This window comes from Erythrobacter sp. W302b, assembly GCF_046452395.1.
In the GTDB taxonomy this organism is placed as follows: domain Bacteria; phylum Pseudomonadota; class Alphaproteobacteria; order Sphingomonadales; family Sphingomonadaceae; genus Erythrobacter.
In genome coordinates this window covers 1,624,241-1,639,858 of record NZ_JBKFDH010000001.1, presented here as the reverse complement: position 1 = coordinate 1,639,858, position 15,618 = coordinate 1,624,241, and the positions used below count along the sequence as shown (strand labels likewise).

Annotated in this window: 16 protein-coding genes and 1 other RNA gene; 13 read left to right on the top strand and 4 right to left on the bottom strand. The window is 66.5% G+C overall.

All coding sequences use genetic code 11. The features are described 5' to 3' along the window. Positions 1 to 5 precede the first annotated feature (5 nt). Positions 6 to 584: a helix-turn-helix domain-containing protein gene (locus tag ACLBKT_RS07955; protein WP_410182393.1), complete on the bottom strand. Its 579-nt coding sequence runs from the start codon at positions 582 to 584 to the stop codon at positions 6 to 8. Between the two features lie 129 nt (positions 585 to 713). Here ACLBKT_RS07955 and ACLBKT_RS07950 point away from each other — a divergent pair, with 129 nt between their 5' ends. After that, a complete protein-coding gene (locus tag ACLBKT_RS07950) occupies positions 714 to 1,193 on the top strand; it encodes a DUF6456 domain-containing protein (protein ID WP_410182392.1) in 480 nt (159 codons plus the stop codon). On the opposite strand, the gene ACLBKT_RS07945 is transcribed toward ACLBKT_RS07950, so the two are convergent. Together ACLBKT_RS07945 and ACLBKT_RS07940 are read right to left on the bottom strand one after the other, a co-directional pair. Then, the gene (locus ACLBKT_RS07945; RefSeq protein ID WP_410182391.1) at positions 1,178 to 1,786 is read right to left on the bottom strand and encodes a uracil-DNA glycosylase family protein; all 609 of its coding nucleotides are present in this window, start codon (positions 1,784 to 1,786) and stop codon (positions 1,178 to 1,180) included. The two genes, ACLBKT_RS07950 and ACLBKT_RS07945, sit on opposite strands and share 16 nt — an antisense overlap. Beyond that, on the bottom strand, positions 1,783 to 3,627 hold the full coding sequence (locus ACLBKT_RS07940; RefSeq protein ID WP_410182390.1) for an ABC-F family ATP-binding cassette domain-containing protein: 1,845 nt from the start codon (positions 3,625 to 3,627) through the stop codon (positions 1,783 to 1,785). Before ACLBKT_RS07940 ends, ACLBKT_RS07945 begins: the two co-directional genes overlap by 4 nt. A 115-nt stretch (positions 3,628 to 3,742) precedes the next feature. On the opposite strand from ACLBKT_RS07940, the gene ACLBKT_RS07935 reads away from it, so the two are divergent. The 7 genes from ACLBKT_RS07935 (at position 3,743) to ACLBKT_RS07905 (ending at position 9,237) form a co-directional block, all read left to right on the top strand. Beyond that, on the top strand, positions 3,743 to 4,483 hold the full coding sequence (locus ACLBKT_RS07935; RefSeq protein WP_410182389.1) for an SIMPL domain-containing protein: 741 nt from the start codon (positions 3,743 to 3,745) through the stop codon (positions 4,481 to 4,483). Between the two features lie 48 nt (positions 4,484 to 4,531). Beyond that, positions 4,532 to 4,843: a PepSY domain-containing protein gene (locus ACLBKT_RS07930; protein WP_410182388.1), complete on the top strand. Its 312-nt coding sequence runs from the start codon at positions 4,532 to 4,534 to the stop codon at positions 4,841 to 4,843. Positions 4,844 to 4,966: 123 nt separating this feature from the next. After that, entirely contained in the window at positions 4,967 to 5,644 is a 678-nt protein-coding gene (locus ACLBKT_RS07925) for a response regulator transcription factor (protein ID WP_160760637.1), read from the top strand. A gap of 118 nt (positions 5,645 to 5,762) precedes the next feature. Then, entirely contained in the window at positions 5,763 to 7,106 is a 1,344-nt protein-coding gene (locus tag ACLBKT_RS07920) for a sensor histidine kinase (RefSeq protein ID WP_410183666.1), read from the top strand. Between the two features lie 91 nt (positions 7,107 to 7,197). Beyond that, positions 7,198 to 7,815 carry a sigma-70 family RNA polymerase sigma factor gene (locus ACLBKT_RS07915; protein ID WP_410182387.1) on the top strand — a complete coding sequence of 206 codons (618 nt, stop codon included), beginning with the start codon at positions 7,198 to 7,200 and terminating at the stop codon, positions 7,813 to 7,815. Next, a complete protein-coding gene (locus ACLBKT_RS07910) occupies positions 7,812 to 8,759 on the top strand; it encodes a hypothetical protein (protein ID WP_410182386.1) in 948 nt (315 codons plus the stop codon). The genes ACLBKT_RS07915 and ACLBKT_RS07910 overlap by 4 nt, the downstream gene beginning before the upstream one ends. Positions 8,760 to 8,838: 79 nt before the next feature. Further along, on the top strand, positions 8,839 to 9,237 hold the full coding sequence (locus ACLBKT_RS07905) for a hypothetical protein (RefSeq protein ID WP_410182385.1): 399 nt from the start codon (positions 8,839 to 8,841) through the stop codon (positions 9,235 to 9,237). Here ACLBKT_RS07905 and ACLBKT_RS07900 read toward each other — a convergent pair. Further along, complete coding sequence (locus ACLBKT_RS07900; protein WP_410182384.1) at positions 9,234 to 9,542, bottom strand: chorismate mutase; 309 nt, start codon at positions 9,540 to 9,542, stop codon at positions 9,234 to 9,236. The genes ACLBKT_RS07905 and ACLBKT_RS07900 overlap by 4 nt on opposite strands. A gap of 69 nt (positions 9,543 to 9,611) precedes the next feature. Between ACLBKT_RS07900 and ACLBKT_RS07895 the strand changes: the two genes are divergently transcribed. The 5 genes from ACLBKT_RS07895 (at position 9,612) to ACLBKT_RS07875 (ending at position 15,613) form a co-directional block, all read left to right on the top strand. Continuing rightward, positions 9,612 to 10,622 (top strand): polyprenyl synthetase family protein, encoded by a 1,011-nt coding sequence (locus ACLBKT_RS07895; protein ID WP_410182383.1) that lies wholly within the window; start codon positions 9,612 to 9,614, stop codon positions 10,620 to 10,622. Between the two features lie 106 nt (positions 10,623 to 10,728). Further along, the gene (hrpB, locus tag ACLBKT_RS07890) at positions 10,729 to 13,155 is read left to right on the top strand and encodes an ATP-dependent helicase HrpB (RefSeq protein ID WP_410182382.1); all 2,427 of its coding nucleotides are present in this window, start codon (positions 10,729 to 10,731) and stop codon (positions 13,153 to 13,155) included. Between the two features lie 112 nt (positions 13,156 to 13,267). Next, positions 13,268 to 13,546 (top strand): ETC complex I subunit, encoded by a 279-nt coding sequence (locus ACLBKT_RS07885; RefSeq protein WP_410182381.1) that lies wholly within the window; start codon positions 13,268 to 13,270, stop codon positions 13,544 to 13,546. 98 nt (positions 13,547 to 13,644) lie between these two features. Continuing rightward, positions 13,645 to 13,739: signal recognition particle sRNA small type (gene ffs, locus ACLBKT_RS07880), an RNA gene on the top strand. 59 nt (positions 13,740 to 13,798) lie between these two features. Next, on the top strand, positions 13,799 to 15,613 hold the full coding sequence (locus ACLBKT_RS07875; protein WP_410182380.1) for a DNA polymerase III subunit gamma/tau: 1,815 nt from the start codon (positions 13,799 to 13,801) through the stop codon (positions 15,611 to 15,613). Positions 15,614 to 15,618: the final 5 nt, after the last annotated feature.

Genomic DNA, 15,618 nt, shown 5'->3' with positions numbered 1-15,618 from the left:
GTCCCTCACAGCGGCCTGACCAGCATGAAGGCGACCGCGATCCATGCCGGATTGTCGACCACCACCTGCTTCTGCCCCGCACCCGGCGGAAGCAGGCCGACCAGCGTGCCGCGCCGGTCGATCAGCCGTCCGAAGGCAAAGCGCCCGCCGGGACGGGGCAGCAGGCAATCGCGGTTGATCGCGCTGGCCGCGTCGGCGGGGTCAAGCGGGCGCAGCCACACCAGATCACCGGGGCGATATTCGCCCACGCTGTCCTTCACCGTCAGCACCAACGGGGCAGGGCCATCGTCGGCGGCGAAGTCGCTCGGCAACACGGCCTCGCGCGGGGCGGTGAGCGCCTCGGGACCGCTGGCAGCCAGTTCGGCAATGATTTGCGCAGCCGCGGCGGTCTCGGCGCGCATCAGACTGGCGGGCTCGACGCCGAGTGCGGCGGCGATCCGGTTCATCCAGGTGAGCGAGAGCTGGCGCATCCCGGTCTCGAGCCGCCCGATGGTCTGCGCGGTGGTCGGCGGGGTGCAGGCGGCGGCCACATCGGCCAGCGTCAAGCCCTTGGCCTTGCGGATATCGCGAATGCGGTTGGTCATACGACACCCTCTAATGTCACAGCGGAAGGCGCACAGGAACACGCCCGAATTAACCGGATTGGTTTTTTCTTTCCTACAGATGTGCGCCCTTGGCAAGCCGCTTTCCGCTCAGCAAGCGGAGGTTATGCCATGAAGCGCCAATTGGTCGAACGCGAACTTACCCCTGAAGGCCCGTGCCGGAGGGCGATCAAGAGGGGGGCGAGACCGCGGCGCACGGTGACGGTCAATCTCGCCGAAAGCCCGCTGGTCTGGCTGCACGCGCGGGGACATCTCTCCGATCGCCTTCTGGATGCAGGCGAGGCTTTGCGCGCCGATTTCGAACGGGCGCAACTTTCGCCCAGCGTGACGATGCGGTGGGACCCGGTGCGGGTGAAATCCACGGGTGTGCGCGGACTCTCGGCGGGGGAGCGTCAGGTCGCTGCGCGCCAGCGCTTTGACGGGGCGATCAAGGCGGCGGGACACGGGCTGGAGGACATTCTGTGGCGCGTCGTCTGCGCGGGCGAGGCTCTGCCGGACGCGGAAAAGACCCTCGGCTGGCCCGCGCGCAGCGGCAAGCTGGTGCTACGCATCGCGCTGGAACGGGTGGCGGAATTCTACCGGATCACATGACCCAGCATCGCCTGCACCTTGGCGCGAAGCTGCGGCAGTATGTCGCGCTCAAACCACGGGTATTTGGCCACGAACAGGCGGGCGCGCCATGCCGGGTGGGGCAGGGCGATGAAGGGCTCGTCCTGCCCGAAGCGGCTGACCCGTTCGGCCAGCGAGAGGAGCCTCAGATGCGGCAGATAGCGTGCCTGTGCATAGGTGCCGACCAGCAGGGTCATCCGGCTCGCGGGGAGCACCTCCATCACCGCATCGTGCCACCGCGGCGCGCATTCCTTGCGTGGCGGGGCGTCTCCGCCGCGCGACTTGCCGGGGTAGCAGAACCCCATCGGCATCTGCGCGACCTTGGCTGGGTCATAGAAGGTCGCCTTGTCCAGCCCCAGCCAATTGCGCAGCCGGTCGCCGCTGTCATCGTCCCACGGCACGCCGCTGGCATGAACCTTGGTCCCGGGCGCCTGTCCGATGATCAGCAGGCGGCTGGTGGCGGAAAAGCGGGCGATGGGCCGCGGGCCGAGCGGGAGGTGCGCAGCGCACAAGGTGCAGGCCGCGATCCGCGCCCGCAGCGCTTCGACATGGTCCCCCGGTGCGGGGGCGCTCACCCCTCGACCAGCTCGGCGAGCATGAGCCAGCGTTCCTCCGCCGCGTCCTTTTCCGCCCGGGCATTTTCGATGCCCTTGCTGATGGTGGCGAACCTTTGCGGGTCTTTCGCGTAGAGCTCGGGATCGTTCAGCAGCGCTTCGCCCTTGGCGATGACACCTTCGAGCTCCGCGATCCGCGCAGGCAGGATTTCGTAATCGCGCTGGTCTTTGTAGGACAGCTTGGGCGCAGCGCCGGGCTTTGCAACTTGTGCCTTCGGTTGGCCGTCCATTGCATCGCTTGGCCGCGTTTGCGCACGTTCAGAGCTGGTGTGTCGCGTATTTGTCGGGGCTTTGCGCTTGGCCTCCCAATCGGCATAGCCACCCGCGACAATGTCTACCTTGCCGGACCCGTCGAGGCCCAGAGTGACCGTCACCGTGCGGTCGAGAAAGTCGCGGTCGTGGCTGACGATCAGCACCGTACCGTCAAAATCGGCGATGACTTCCTGAAGCAAATCAAGCGTTTCGAGGTCGAGATCATTGGTCGGCTCGTCCAGCACCAGCAGGTTGGCAGTGCGGGCGAATTCGCGCGCCAGTAGCAGCCGGGAGCGTTCGCCGCCAGACAGAATGCCGATCTTGGTATCGACCAGGCCGGGATCGAACAGGAAGTCCTTCAGGTACGCCTGAACGTGCTTGCGCACCCCGCGAACATCGACCCAATCGCCCCCTTCGGCGATAATCTGGCGCACGGTCGCTCCGGGTTCGAGCAGCTTGCGTTGTTGGTCGATCATCACTCCTGACAGGGTGCGGGCGTGGGTGACGCTGCCGGTGTCGGGCACCAGCTCCTTGGTGAGCAACTTCAACAGTGTCGTCTTGCCCGCGCCGTTCGATCCGACGATCCCGATGCGGTCGCCGTTCTGGATCCGCAGGGTGAAGGGCTTGATGATCGGGCGGTCGCCGAAGGACTTGGAAATGTTCTCCGCGACAATCACCGACTTCGATTTGAAGTCGTCATCGCTCGACAGCTTGAGCTTCGCCGTTCCCGCGCCCGAAATCATCGCCGCCCGTGCCGCGCGCATCTGGTACAGCTTCTCCAGCCGCCCCTGATTGCGCTTGCGCCGCGCCGTCACCCCGCGTTCGAGCCAGTGCGCCTCCAGCTTCAGTTTGGCGTCCATCCGCTCGGCCGCGCGGGCTTCTTCGGCATAGACCTGCTCTTCCCAGGCCTCGTACCCGCCGAAGCCGATCTCCTTGCGCCGCAGCGTTCCACGATCGAGCCACAGGGTCGCCCGCGTCAGGCGAGTGAGGAAGGTGCGATCATGGCTGATGGTGATGAAGGCGCCGCGATAGCGCGACAGCCAGTCCTCCAGCCAGTCGATCGCGGCCAGATCCAGGTGGTTGGTCGGCTCGTCGAGCAGGATCAGATCGGGGTCCTGCGCCAAGGCACGGGCGAGGGCGGCACGGCGGCGTTCCCCGCCGCTCGCGGTTGCAGCCTCGCGGCTCATGTCGATGCCAAGCTGCCCTGCGATGGCTTCAACCTCATGCCGTTCGGGCGGGAGTTCGCCGCCGAGAGCGAAATCCATCAGCGTTTCGGCGCCGCCGAAATCCGGGTCCTGCTCCAGAAACACGATCCGCGTCCCCGGCTTCACCCGCCGGGCGCCACGGTCGGCATCGATCCGCTCCATGATCAGCCGCAGCAGCGTCGTCTTGCCAGCACCGTTGCGCCCGATCAGCGCCAGCCGGTCCCCCGGCAGCACATGGAGATCGATCGGCGCCGCGCCGCTGGTGGGGGTCGGGCCGCCGAACAGCCAGCGCCCGCCTTGCTGCAATGCGATGCCTTCGAGCGAGAAGATGGGGGGCTGTGCCATGGGAAGCGCCAAGTAGGGGCTTGCCCCCCGCGCCACAAGAGCGCGTTTCCGTCCGGTTCAGTGCAGCGAAAGCTGAACGGGTGCAGAGGCGCGACCAATCGGAGGAATACTGACCATGATGAAACCCGCCATTGCCTTTATCGCCGCCTCGGCGCTCACGCTTCCTGCGGCGGCGCTTGGTGCCAATGTCGAGATTGCCACGGGCGGCCCGGTGGTCGAACTCAACGTCTATGAAAGCGTCAATGTCGCCCCGGATACGGCCACCATCGGCGCAGGCGTCACCACGGAAGCACCGACCGCGACCGAGGCGCTCCGCCAGAACTCGGCCGACATGCAGAAGGTGATCGCGCGGATCAAAGCGCTGGGCGTGGCCGAAAAGGACATCCAGACCACCGGCATCAACCTGAACGCTCGCTACGATTATGATCAGGCCACGCAGCGTCAGGTGTTTCGCGGCTATATGGCTTCGAACCGCGTCAGCGTGATCCTGCGCAAGATCGATGACACCGGCCGCGTGCTCGATGCGCTGGTCGAAGCCGGGGCCAATGACATCAACGGGCCGAGCTTCAGCATTGACGATGACACCGCCGCCAAGGACGCGGCTCGCAAGCGTGCGGTCGAGCGGGCTCAGGCGCAGGCCACGGCCTATGCCGCGATGCTCGGCTATGACGGGGCCAAGGTGCTGGCGATCAGCGAAGGGCTGACCGGCAATGGCCCGATGCCGGCCATGGCGGAAATTCGGTTGAGCGCCACGAAGGTCGACGCTGCGCCGGTCCAGCCGGGCATGGTTCAGGCCGGAGTGAACATTTCGATCACCTACGAACTGGTCAAGAATAACAGCTCCCCCGCGAAGTAGTGCTATTCACGACTTGTTCAATGGACCTCAGCTAGGCATGATCCTGTGATGAAACGCTTTCCCGCCCTGATCCTTGCTTCGCTGGCCGCTGCGGCGCTGGTGACTGCGCCCGCTGCGGCGCAGCAGGATCAGACGCGCGGGGATCAGGGTGAAGCCCGGCGCGAAGCGCAGGCGGGCAACATCATGCGCTCTGGCGAGATCGAGGCAAGGATCCTGCCAATGATGAAAGGCGCCGAATATCTTGGCTTTGCCTATGATTCGACCGCGCGGGCTTACCGGCTCAAGTTCATCAAGGATGGCCGCGTCACCCATGTCGATGTGGACGCCCGCACCGGGCGGATCATCGGCCGTTCGCGCTGACGGGCGGGCGGCGATGCGCTTTCATCGGGGGAAAGCAGCGGCACAGGCGCGCGGCGCTTGCTTGACGCGTGAGCGGCAAAAGCGCACGACCCGGCGCAACATTAAGCTTGGAAATGGTGGATCATGCGCATTCTGATCGTCGAAGACGAACCGACCCTTGGCGCGCAGCTCAAATCGACGCTTGAAGGGCAGGGCTATGCTGTCGACCTGTCAGTCGATGGTGAAGACGGGCACTTCATGGGCTCGACCGAGGATTACGACGCGGTGGTGCTCGATCTGGGCTTGCCCGAGATCGACGGGCTGACGGTTCTCGGCATGTGGCGGCGCGAAGGGCGGAGCTTCCCGGTGCTGGTGCTGACGGCGCGGGACAGCTGGTCGGACAAGGTCGCCGGGCTGGATGCGGGAGCGGATGATTATCTCGCCAAGCCGTTCCAGACCGAAGAGCTGATCGCCCGCCTGCGCGCGCTGATCCGCCGCGCTTCGGGCAATACCTCGTCGGAACTGACCGCCGGCGACGTGCGGCTGGACACGCGTTCAGGCCGCGTCACGCTTGACGGCGAGCCGGTCAAGCTGACCGCGCAGGAATACAAGCTGCTGAGCTACCTGATGCACCACAAAGGCAAGGTGGTCAGCCGCACCGAACTGATCGAGCATATCTACGATCAGGATTTCGACCGCGATTCCAACACCATCGAAGTCTTCGTCACCCGCATTCGCAAGAAGCTTGGCGCAGACGTGATTACGACCATCCGTGGCCTCGGTTACAGCCTCGACGACCCCGCCGACCAGCCGCGCGCCTGAGGCGACGGCGCTCGGCGGCGATGCGCCTGTCGTCTTGCCTGCGGGCGAGGCTGGGAGTGTGCCGGATGACGTGAGCACAGCTACCCCATCGCAACCGCGCGCCAGCCTTGCGCGGCGCATGGGCCTGATCGCGGCAGGGTGGATCTTCGTCCTCCTGCTCGGCGGTGGCATCGCGCTCGAACGCACGCTGACGACGCAGGTCGAAGCCAATTTCGACGAACAGCTCGACTACATTCTGACCGCCATGATCGCCTCGGCCGAAATCGATGCGAGCGGAGAGGTCTATTTCTACCGCACTCTGGGCGATCAGCGCTTTCTTGAACCCGGCAGCGGACTCTACTGGCAGATATCGGGCGGCAATTACGAACCCTGGCCCTCGCGCAGCCTGTGGGACCGCACCCTGAAGCTGCAAGGTGCTGACGCCAAAGGCGACCATTTCGACAGCGATATCCATTTCTACAACTCGGACCAGTTCAAGGGCGAGCCGCTTCGCCTTGCCGAGCGTACCGTGATCCTGCCCGGCAGCGAGACGCGGTGGACCTTCGCCGTCGCCAGTGCAACCGAGCAGATGGACACGCAGATCGGGCGGGTGCGGCTGATCCTGATCTGGAGCTTTGCGGTGCTGGGGCTGGGCCTGCTGGTGATGGCACTGCTGCAGATCCGCTACGGCCTTTCTCCCCTGCGGCGCGTGCGGGCGGCGATCCAGAACCTGCGGACCACGGGCGCAAACCGCATCACCGAGCCGCTGCCGCTGGAAGTGCAGCCGCTGGTCGAGGAGCTGAACGCGCTGCTCGAACATTCCGAGCGGCAGGCGGAAGAAGCGCGGCGGCACGCGGGCAATCTCGCCCATGCGCTGAAAACCCCGCTCACCGTACTGACCAACGCCGCGACCGCGCACGCGCCCGATCTTGGCGAGGCGGTGATGCGCGAGACACGGACCATGCAGCGCCATGTCGACCACCACCTCGCCCGCGCCCGCGCCGTCGGCCGCCGCGCTGTCGGTCATGCGCGCACCAATGTCATGGCCAGCGCTGAAGCCGTGCGCCGCGCGGTTGAGCGGCTCTATCCCGAGGGTCGGCTCGACATCGCCGGCGACCGGAATGCCGCTGTCTCGCTTGAGCGGCAGGATCTCGATGAACTGCTCGGCAACCTGATCGAAAACGCGGCCAAATATGGCGGCGGTTCGGTTTTCGTCACCATTGACCCGGACGAGGCTGACGCCCCGCGCGATCCCAAGATGTGCCTGATCTGGGTTGAGGATGATGGCACCGGCATCCCCGAGGCCGAGCGTATCCGCATTTTTGATCGCGGCGTCCGGCTCGATACCGACAAGCCGGGCACCGGCCTTGGTCTCGCCATCGTGCGCGATGTGGCCGAGATCTACGGCGGCAGCGTCACGTTAGGCGAGAGCGAGGATCTGGGCGGCTTGCTGGTCGAACTCCGCTTGCCACGCGCGGATTGACGCCCCCTGCGAAGGGTTTTCGCAAGGCGCGCGTTGTAAGTGCGACGGACCTGTCCGGTCCAAGGGCACACGGGGTCATTTGCGCCAAGAGATGAACGCCAGCAGCGAGTCTTCCACTTTTGCCCCGCCTGACGCCGGCTCCGGCGATGATGCGGCATTGGCGGCACGGCTGGCGGCGCGCGATCCGGCGGCGCTGCGTGAGGTGATCGCCTGTCACGCCGCCGCGCTCCACCGCGTGTGTTACCGGATGACCGGCGATGCCCATGAGGCCGAGGATATTGTGCAGGAAGCCTGTTTGCGATTGTGGGATCAGGCGGCGAAGATCGCGGCGCGCCATCCGGTTGGCAGCCAGGCGGCGGCCACACTGAGGCTCGGCGGCTGGCTGCAGCGGGTCGTCACCAATCTCGCAATTGACCGCCTGCGCCGCACCCGGCGGCTGTCGGAGAGCGAGGTGCCCGACAGCGCGGACGAGGCTCCGCTGGCCGACACGCTGATCGAAGCAGGCGAGCGTGACGGCACCGCCCGCGCGCTCATCATGGCGCTGCCCGAACGGCAACGCGCCGCAATCGTGCTGACCTATTACGAGGAACTGCCCAATGCCGAGGCGGCCGAGGCGATGGACATGAACATCAAGGCGTTCGAAAGCCTGCTGCACCGCGCCCGCGCGGCCTTGCGGCAGGCGTGGACGGCGCAAGGAGACGCGCCATGAGCGGGAGTGAACAGGAGCAGGGCGCGCCCATCATCCCAAGTAGCCCGCTGGCCCGGGTGCTAGACGATTACGCCGTGCCGAGCCTCTCCGCCGGGTTCGCCGACCGCGTGCTCGCCGCCGCCGCAGTGCGTCCTGCGGCCTTGCCGGATTTGCGCCAACAGCGGCGTGGTCGCGGCTGGCGGCTGGGGCGGGGGATCGTCATCGGCGTCGCCAGCTTCGGCGCGCTCGCCACGGCCGCAGCGGCGACGGGCTTGCTCCAGCAATTCGACATCCCTGTCCCCTCGGCGGAAAAGGTCTGGGCCAGCATCACCGGCAAGCCGCCCGCCCGCGCCGCAGCGCCCGCGCCTGTGATCGCCTCAGCACCGGACACGGCCAGCCAACCGGCCAGCCTTGCGCGGGCCGAAATTGTCGGCCCGATTGACACGCCCGAGGAGCTCAGCGAGGCCTTCCGCCGGATCGATGAGGTGCGCGAGGGCCGCTACGCCACCCGGCGCGAGCATATCGATCAGCGCATCGACAAGGCAATCGCGCAACGCCGCGCTGCGGGGCTCCCGGTGCCGACGCCGGAGGAAGAAGCGGCGCTCCGCCAGCGCGTTGACGAAGCGCAGGCCCGCCGCCGGCAGCTTGCCGATGAGCGTATCGCCGCAAGGCGCGCGGAGATGGCCCGCAAGGTCGAAAACGGCGAGGCTTTGACCCGCAAGGACATCGCCCAGCCGCTGCGCGAAGATGCTCGCGCGCTCGAACGGTTGCGGCAGCTGCGGCGCATGTCGCCCGAACAGCGGCGCGAGGCCCTGCGCCAGTTGTCACCGGAAGAACGCCGCGCTCTGATGGAGGAGTATCGTGCCCTGCGACAAGGACCGGTAGCGCCGACGCCCGTAGTCCCAGCCGAAAATTCGCCTGCTGAGCCAGAAAGCGCAGGCACCGGGAAGAGTGACCCGCGCTGATCCCTTTCCTGCTCAATTCACGCTCGGTTCATGGCGCTCAAGCGATTGAAAGCATGTCCTAAACCGGAGCCGCGCTGGCATGATGCCGATCCGCCCCAGACTGATCCTCGTCGCGGCGCTGCTCGGCGGGTGCGCCACCGGCGATGCGCTTGAAGGTCAGCGTACCGTGTTCAGCAATCCCTACGTCGCGCCGGAGATCGACCAGACCGGAATTGGCCCCGAGTGCAATCGCGCGCGGGGGCAGGATGCGACCTGTCTGGGCGTCCCGCTGACCCGCAAGGGGCGGGGCAACAGCATCGGCGAAGGCAGCTTCGCCAATACCCGCAGCTACAACCGCAATCAGCGGCGTATCCTGCGCGAACGAGAGGAATTGCTGAGGCAGATCAGCGCGCAACAACGGCAGGAGCCATCCGCTCCGCCGCCTCCACTGCCTGAACCGACCTTGCCCACCGCCGCCGAAGACAGCGAAAGGCCTTAGCCCGCAGCCGCGCGTTCGTGATGGCGGATCACTTCGTCGATGATGAAGCGCAGGAATTTCTCCGAGAATTCAGGATCGAGATCGGCCTCTTCCGACAGCTTGCGCAGCCGCGCGATCTGCCGGGCTTCACGGTCGGGATCGGCCGGGGGCAGGGTCACCTTGGCCTTGTACTCGCCCACGGCTTGCGTGATCCGAAACCGTTCGGCGAGCATATGGATCAGCGCAGCATCGATATTGTCGATGCTCTTGCGGAAAGCAGCGAGGATCGGATCGGGCTCGCCCGGAGTTTGCGTTTTGTCGGACATCGGCTGCGAAACTAGCAGCAAATCTGCGCTTGCCAAGCACGCTGGGGCCGCCCTAGAGCCACAGGCAGCATGAGTGCCGAAATCGTTCCCCTGCCGCGCAAGGCACCGACACTCGATCCGATGCTGTCGCTGACGGCTGCGGGCATGAACTCCGTCAACGCCGTCATCCTAGAACGGATGCAGAGCGAGATCCCGCTGATCCCGCGGTTGGCCGGGCACCTGATTTCCGGCGGTGGCAAGCGGCTGCGGCCGATGCTGACGCTCGCCGGGGCGGAGCTGGTCGGTTACAAGGGCACCCGCCATTACAAGCTCGCCGCCGCGGTCGAATTCATTCACACGGCCACACTGCTGCACGATGATGTGGTGGACGGCAGCGAACTCAGGCGCGGCAAGGCGGCGGCCAATATCATCTTCGGCAATCCGGCGACCGTGCTGGTCGGCGATTTCCTGTTCAGCCGCGCTTTTGAACTGATGACCGAGGACGGGAGCTTGCGCGTGCTGTCGATCCTGTCGCGCGCCAGCGCAGTGATCGCGGAAGGCGAGGTCTCGCAGCTCTCCGCCCAGCGCCAGATCACCACCAGCGAGGAACAATACCTCCACATCATCGGCGCCAAGACCGCAGCCCTGTTTGCGGCCGCCAGCCAGATCAGCGCGGTGGTGGCGGAATGTTCCGAGGAACAGGAACGCGCGCTGGAATCCTATGGCCGCAACCTTGGCGTTGCGTTCCAGCTGGTCGACGACGCAATCGACTACGATTCCGACGCCGCCGAAATGGGCAAGGATCAGGGTGACGATTTCCGCGAAGGCAAGATGACCCTGCCCGTGATCCTCGCCTATGCCCGCGGCAATGAGGCAGAGCGCAAGTTCTGGAAAGACGCGATCATCGGGCATCGCACTTCGGACGAAGACCTCGCCCACGCGATCGGCCTGATCGGCAAGCACAACGCCTTGGAAGACACGCGTGAGCGCGCCCGGCACTTCGCGCAGCGGGCGATCGACGCCATTTCGATCTTCCCCGATGGCAAGGCGCGCGCAGCGATGGCCGAAGCCGCGCAATTCGCGGTCGCGCGCGGGCATTGATTTTTTTCCCGTCACCCTGAACTCGTTTCAGGGTCCATCGTGCGGCATTCTCCGGGCTTGATGGCTGGATGGATGCTGAAACACGTTCAGCATGACGAATGATGTGATGACTGATCTTCCGATCCATGCTGTCCTTGCCGATATCCGCGCCGCGCTGGCGAGCGCGGGCGCGGCTGTGCTGATCGCGCCGCCCGGGGCGGGCAAGACCACCGCGGTCGCGCCTGATCTGCTGAACCAGCCGTGGTGCACTGGTCAGATTATCCTGACCTCGCCCCGCCGGGTCGCCGCCCGCGCTGCGGCCGAGCGCATGGCTGAGATGCTCGGCGAGAAGCCGGGCGAGACCGTCGGCTACATGACCCGGCTCGACAGCAAGGCTTCTGCCAGGACCCGGATCCTTGTGGTCACGGAAGCGATCCTCGTGAACCGGCTGGTGGAAGACCCGGAGCTTCCCGGTGTCTCTGCCGTGCTGTTCGACGAGGCGCACGAACGCGCGCTCGACAGCGATCTGGGCCTTGCACTGGCGCTCGAAACCCGCGCTGTACTGCGCGACGACCTGCGCGTGCTAGTGATGTCGGCGACGATCGACGGTGCGCGGTTCGGCCGGTTGTTGGGCGAAGGCGCAGCGATTATCGAAAGCGAAGGACGCAGCTTTCCGCTGACGATCAAATGGCTTGGCGGCGATGCCTCGCAGACTATCGAAGATCGTGTGGCCGCAGCCGTGCTGACCGCATGGCGTGAGGAAGCGGGTGACATCCTCGCTTTCCTCCCCGGCGTGCGGGAGATTGAGCGGGTGCGGGAGCGGATCGAACCGCGCCTGAAGGACGTGCCGATCCACGCGCTTCACGGCCAGAACGAACCCGCTGCCCAGCGCGCCGCGATCCGCCGCGACCCGGAAGGCCGCCGCCGGATTGTCCTCGCCACCGCCATCGCCGAGACCTCGCTGACGCTGGACGGGGTGAGCGTGGTGGTCGATTCCGGCCTTGCCCGCCTTGCCGAGTTCGACCGCGCGGCAGGCTCGACCCATCTCGTCACCCGACGCGCCAGCCAAGCCTCGGCAGCGCAGCGAGCCGGGCGTGCGGCGCGGCAGGGGCCGGGGGTGGCATATCGGTTGTGGGAGGAAGCGGGTCATGCCGGCCGCCCCGAATTCGCGCCCGCCGAAATCATGCAGGCTGACCTCGCGCCGCTCTTGCTGCGGTTGGCGAAGTGGGGGACGGCCGATCCACAGGCGCTGCCGTGGCTCGATCCGCCGCCCGAAGCCTCGGTCGCAGCGGCGAGGGGAGCGCTGGAAGCGCTCGGCGCGCTCGATGCCAGCGGACGGATCACGCCCTTGGGTGAAGCCATTGCCAGCCTGCCGATGGCGCCCGATCAGGCCGCTGCCGTGCTTCACGGAGCGAGCGCTGGCTGCGGTGAGGATGCAGCGCGGCTGGTCATGCTGTTGCAGGAACGCGGGCTGGGCGGGCGGGGCGAAGACTTGGCGCAACGCCTCACCCGCTGGCGCGGCGACCGGGCACCGCGCAGTGTGGCGGCCGCGCGGATTGCAGAGGGCTGGGCGCGGCAGGCGGCGAAAATGGCAAACGTCATCGTCGAGAGCCCCGCTGCCGACGCCGCCGAAGCACTCGCGCTGGCGCGCCCCGATTTCGTTGCGCGTCGGCGTGATCCCTCGGGCGAAAATTGGCTGAGTGCCGGGGGGCGGGGCTATCAGCTCGACCCCGCTTCGCCGCTGGCGCGCGCCGAATGGATCGTGATCGGCGATGCGCAAGGTCAGGCCAAGGGCGCGCGGATCACCGCCGGAGCGGAAGTCCTGCCCGACCGGATTGCCGTCCTGTTTGGCAAAGAGCTGCAAGAACGCGTCACAACCCGCTGGAATGGCGACAAAGACCGTGTTGAAGCGCGGCGTGAGCGGCGACTGGGAGCCATCGTACTGGCGAGCGTCCCGGAACCCGCGCCTGATCCGGGGCTGCTTGTGGATATCCTTGTGGGCAGGGCTGTGGAGCGGTTGGAGGATGTACTCCCGCAAGGCTTCCTCGCCCGCACGCGCTTCGCCGGGATCGAGGCGCTCGCGCCCGAGAGCCTGCGCGAACGGGCAGGCGAGTGGCTGGCACCGCTGCTCACCGGACGCCGCGACCTTGACCTGCCACCCCACCGCTTCGCCGAAGCCGCATTGAACCTGCTCGACTGGAACGCGCGCCAGCTGCTCGAAAGCGCCGCGCCGACCCATTTCACCTCGCCCGCCGATACGCGCCACGCCATCGACTATGCTGGCGACGATGCCCCCAGTGTCGAGGTGCGGGTGCAGGCGCTGTTCGGGCTCGACAGCCAGCCCATGATCGGGCGCTCGCCTCTGTTGCTGAAATTGACCAGTCCTGGCGGCCGCCCCGTTCAATCGACTCGCGATCTGCCGGGCTTCTGGCGGGGTAGTTGGCGCGATGTGGTGAAGGACATGAAGGGTCGCTATCCCAAGCACCGCTGGCCGGACGAGCCATGGCTGGAAAAGCCGAGCCTCAAGACCAAAAACGCCTTCAACCGCCAATAGGATTGCGCTATCGGCTTGGCACAATCCGGGCCGCGCAGCGCCCTGAAAGGGCGACCGCCCGCCCGCAGCGACGCGACCTTGCGGTCGCATGAGCGAGGATCGAAAAAGAGAAATGTCCGCACGTATCTATCAGAAGACCAAGCACGCGATGCAGTCCGGCAAGGCGCATACCGATGAGTGGGTGCTGGAGTTCGAACAGTCCGAAGCACGGTTCGCCGATCCCCTGATGGGTTGGACCGGGAGCGCCGACACGCAGTCGCAGGTGAGCCTGACCTTTCCCTCCAAGGAAGCGGCCAAGGCCTATGCCGAAAAGTACGGCATCGCCGCCCGTGTCCATGCAACCCCGCCCAAGCGGCTCAAGCTGCAAGCCTACGCGGATAATTTTCGTTAGGCCCTCACACGCCGGGCGGCGGGCGTTTGCCCTTGCGGCCCAGCGGGCCGATTTTTTCGCTGAGTTGATTTTCTGTTCGGCCCGCTCCATATGCTCGCGTGGGAGTCGGGTGGACGTTTGCGTCCGCTCACCGAGTCAGGTCCGGAAGGAAGCAGCTCAGGTGGATTGCGGCGGGTCGCTCGGCTCCTTTTTCATCCCGATCGCGGCGATGCGCACCATGACAAAGCGGGTTTGAACGCCTAGCTTGCCCGCATGACCGATTCCGATCCCGATCTGCCTGAGGACACTGACACCGGCCCCACCGCAGCGGAGCTGGAGGCGGCCGGGCAGAACGCGCTGTTCGGTGACCTTATGCCGCCGACACCGGCGGCAGCCGTGGCCGTTCCCGCGACCGCTCCCGAACCCGCCTCTCCTCCTCCAGCCCCCGCAGCGCCGCCCGCTCCCGCCGCGCAGCCTTATCGCGTGTTGGCGCGCAAATACCGCCCGCAAACCTTCTCCGAGCTGATCGGGCAGGAGGCGATGGTGCGCACCCTCGCCAATGCCATCGCGCGCGACCGGCTGGCCCATGCCTTTCTGATGACCGGCGTGCGCGGGGTCGGCAAGACCTCCACCGCGCGGCTGATCGCCAAGGCGCTCAATTGCGTCGGGGCTGACGGGCAGGGCGGGCCGACGATCGACCCCTGCGGGGTGTGCGAGGCCTGCGTCGCCATCGCGGAAGGCCGCCATATCGACGTGATCGAGATGGACGCCGCCTCGAACACGGGGGTCGACGATGTGCGCGAGATCATCGAGCAGGTGCGCTATGCCGCGGTTTCGGCGCGCTACAAGATCTATATCATCGACGAAGTTCACATGCTGTCGCGCAATGCGTTCAATGCTTTGCTCAAGACACTTGAGGAACCGCCTGCACATGTGAAGTTCCTCTTCGCCACCACGGAAGTCGACAAGCTGCCGGTCACGGTGCTGAGCCGCACGCAGCGGTTCGACCTGCGCCGAATCCCCGCGCCCATGCTGGCGGAGCACTTCGCCAAGGTCTGCCGGCTGGAGGGTGTCGAGGCCGAAGCCGAGGCGCTCAGCATCATTGCCGCCGCCGCCGAAGGATCGGTGCGCGACGGGCTATCCATCCTTGATCAGGCAATCGCCCACGCGGATCTCGATGGCGAAGGCAAGGTCGGCGGTAGCCGGGTGCGCGACATGCTGGGCCTCGCAGACAAGAGCGCGCAGCGCCGCTTGCTGGGTCATCTTTTGTCGGGCGATGCCAAGAGTTTGCTGGCGGCCGTTGATGAGCAATATGCACTCGGGGTCGAGCCGCTGGCGTTGGTGCGCGCGCTGATGGACCTCACCCACCGCGTGACGCTGGCGCAGGTGTCGGGCGGCGAACCCGATGCGCCTACGGAAGAAGAACGCGCCGCGCTCGCCGATTTTGCGGCGAGGCTCGGGGCGGGCGAATTGCACCGCCTGTGGCAATTGCTGCTCAAGGGGCATGACGAAGTGCGCACCGCGCCCGATCCGCTCGTCTCGTTGCAGATGGCGCTCCTGCGCATTCTTCATGCGGCGCAGATGCCCGATCCCGGCAAGCTCGCACGGAGGATCGAGGAGCTAGCGGCCGCCGGCTTCACCGCCGCGCCTGCCACGGCTGCGGAAGGTGCCGCGCCCGCTGCCGCACCTGTCGCGGCTTCGCCCGTGCCGGATTGGGCTGCGCTGGTCGAGGCGGTCGATGCCGCCGGTCAGCTGCGCGTTGCTCAGATGATGCGGGACCGGGTGAGAGTGATCGAGCTCGCTGCCGAGCGGCTGGTGTTTCAGCAGGCCGACAACTTCCCCGACGATCCCGCGCCCGATATGCGGGAGGCCCTGTTGAAGGTCACCGGAAAGCGCTGGCTGATCGAACGCGGGACAGGCACCGCCCAGCCCAGCCTGCGCGAAGTCGCCGAGGCCGAGGCGGCTGCCGAAGACGCGCGCATCCGGTCCGATCCGTTGGTCAAGGCCGCGTTTGAGGCCTTTCCCGATGCCGAGTTGATCACCCCCGCCAAAGTCGCCGCAGGCGCTGGCAATCCCCCTTGGAATTAAGGAGT

What these genes read in the sequence shown, in the direction of transcription:
- ACLBKT_RS07955 (WP_410182393.1), bottom strand. Translation starts at nt 584, where the DNA reads ATGACCAACCGCATTCGCGATATCCGCAAGGCCAAGGGCTTGACGCTG.
- ACLBKT_RS07950 (WP_410182392.1), top strand. Translation starts at nt 714, where the DNA reads ATGAAGCGCCAATTGGTCGAACGCGAACTTACCCCTGAAGGCCCGTGC.
- ACLBKT_RS07940 (WP_410182390.1), bottom strand. Translation starts at nt 3,627, where the DNA reads ATGGCACAGCCCCCCATCTTCTCGCTCGAAGGCATCGCATTGCAGCAA.
- ACLBKT_RS07935 (WP_410182389.1), top strand. Translation starts at nt 3,743, where the DNA reads ATGATGAAACCCGCCATTGCCTTTATCGCCGCCTCGGCGCTCACGCTT.
- ACLBKT_RS07930 (WP_410182388.1), top strand. Translation starts at nt 4,532, where the DNA reads ATGAAACGCTTTCCCGCCCTGATCCTTGCTTCGCTGGCCGCTGCGGCG.
- ACLBKT_RS07925 (WP_160760637.1), top strand. Translation starts at nt 4,967, where the DNA reads ATGCGCATTCTGATCGTCGAAGACGAACCGACCCTTGGCGCGCAGCTC.
- ACLBKT_RS07920 (WP_410183666.1), top strand. Translation starts at nt 5,763, where the DNA reads ATGGGCCTGATCGCGGCAGGGTGGATCTTCGTCCTCCTGCTCGGCGGT.
- ACLBKT_RS07915 (WP_410182387.1), top strand. Translation starts at nt 7,198, where the DNA reads ATGAACGCCAGCAGCGAGTCTTCCACTTTTGCCCCGCCTGACGCCGGC.
- ACLBKT_RS07910 (WP_410182386.1), top strand. Translation starts at nt 7,812, where the DNA reads ATGAGCGGGAGTGAACAGGAGCAGGGCGCGCCCATCATCCCAAGTAGC.
- ACLBKT_RS07905 (WP_410182385.1), top strand. Translation starts at nt 8,839, where the DNA reads ATGATGCCGATCCGCCCCAGACTGATCCTCGTCGCGGCGCTGCTCGGC.
- ACLBKT_RS07900 (WP_410182384.1), bottom strand. Translation starts at nt 9,542, where the DNA reads ATGTCCGACAAAACGCAAACTCCGGGCGAGCCCGATCCGATCCTCGCT.
- ACLBKT_RS07895 (WP_410182383.1), top strand. Translation starts at nt 9,612, where the DNA reads ATGAGTGCCGAAATCGTTCCCCTGCCGCGCAAGGCACCGACACTCGAT.
- hrpB (WP_410182382.1), top strand. Translation starts at nt 10,729, where the DNA reads ATGACTGATCTTCCGATCCATGCTGTCCTTGCCGATATCCGCGCCGCG.
- ACLBKT_RS07885 (WP_410182381.1), top strand. Translation starts at nt 13,268, where the DNA reads ATGTCCGCACGTATCTATCAGAAGACCAAGCACGCGATGCAGTCCGGC.
- ACLBKT_RS07875 (WP_410182380.1), top strand. Translation starts at nt 13,799, where the DNA reads ATGACCGATTCCGATCCCGATCTGCCTGAGGACACTGACACCGGCCCC.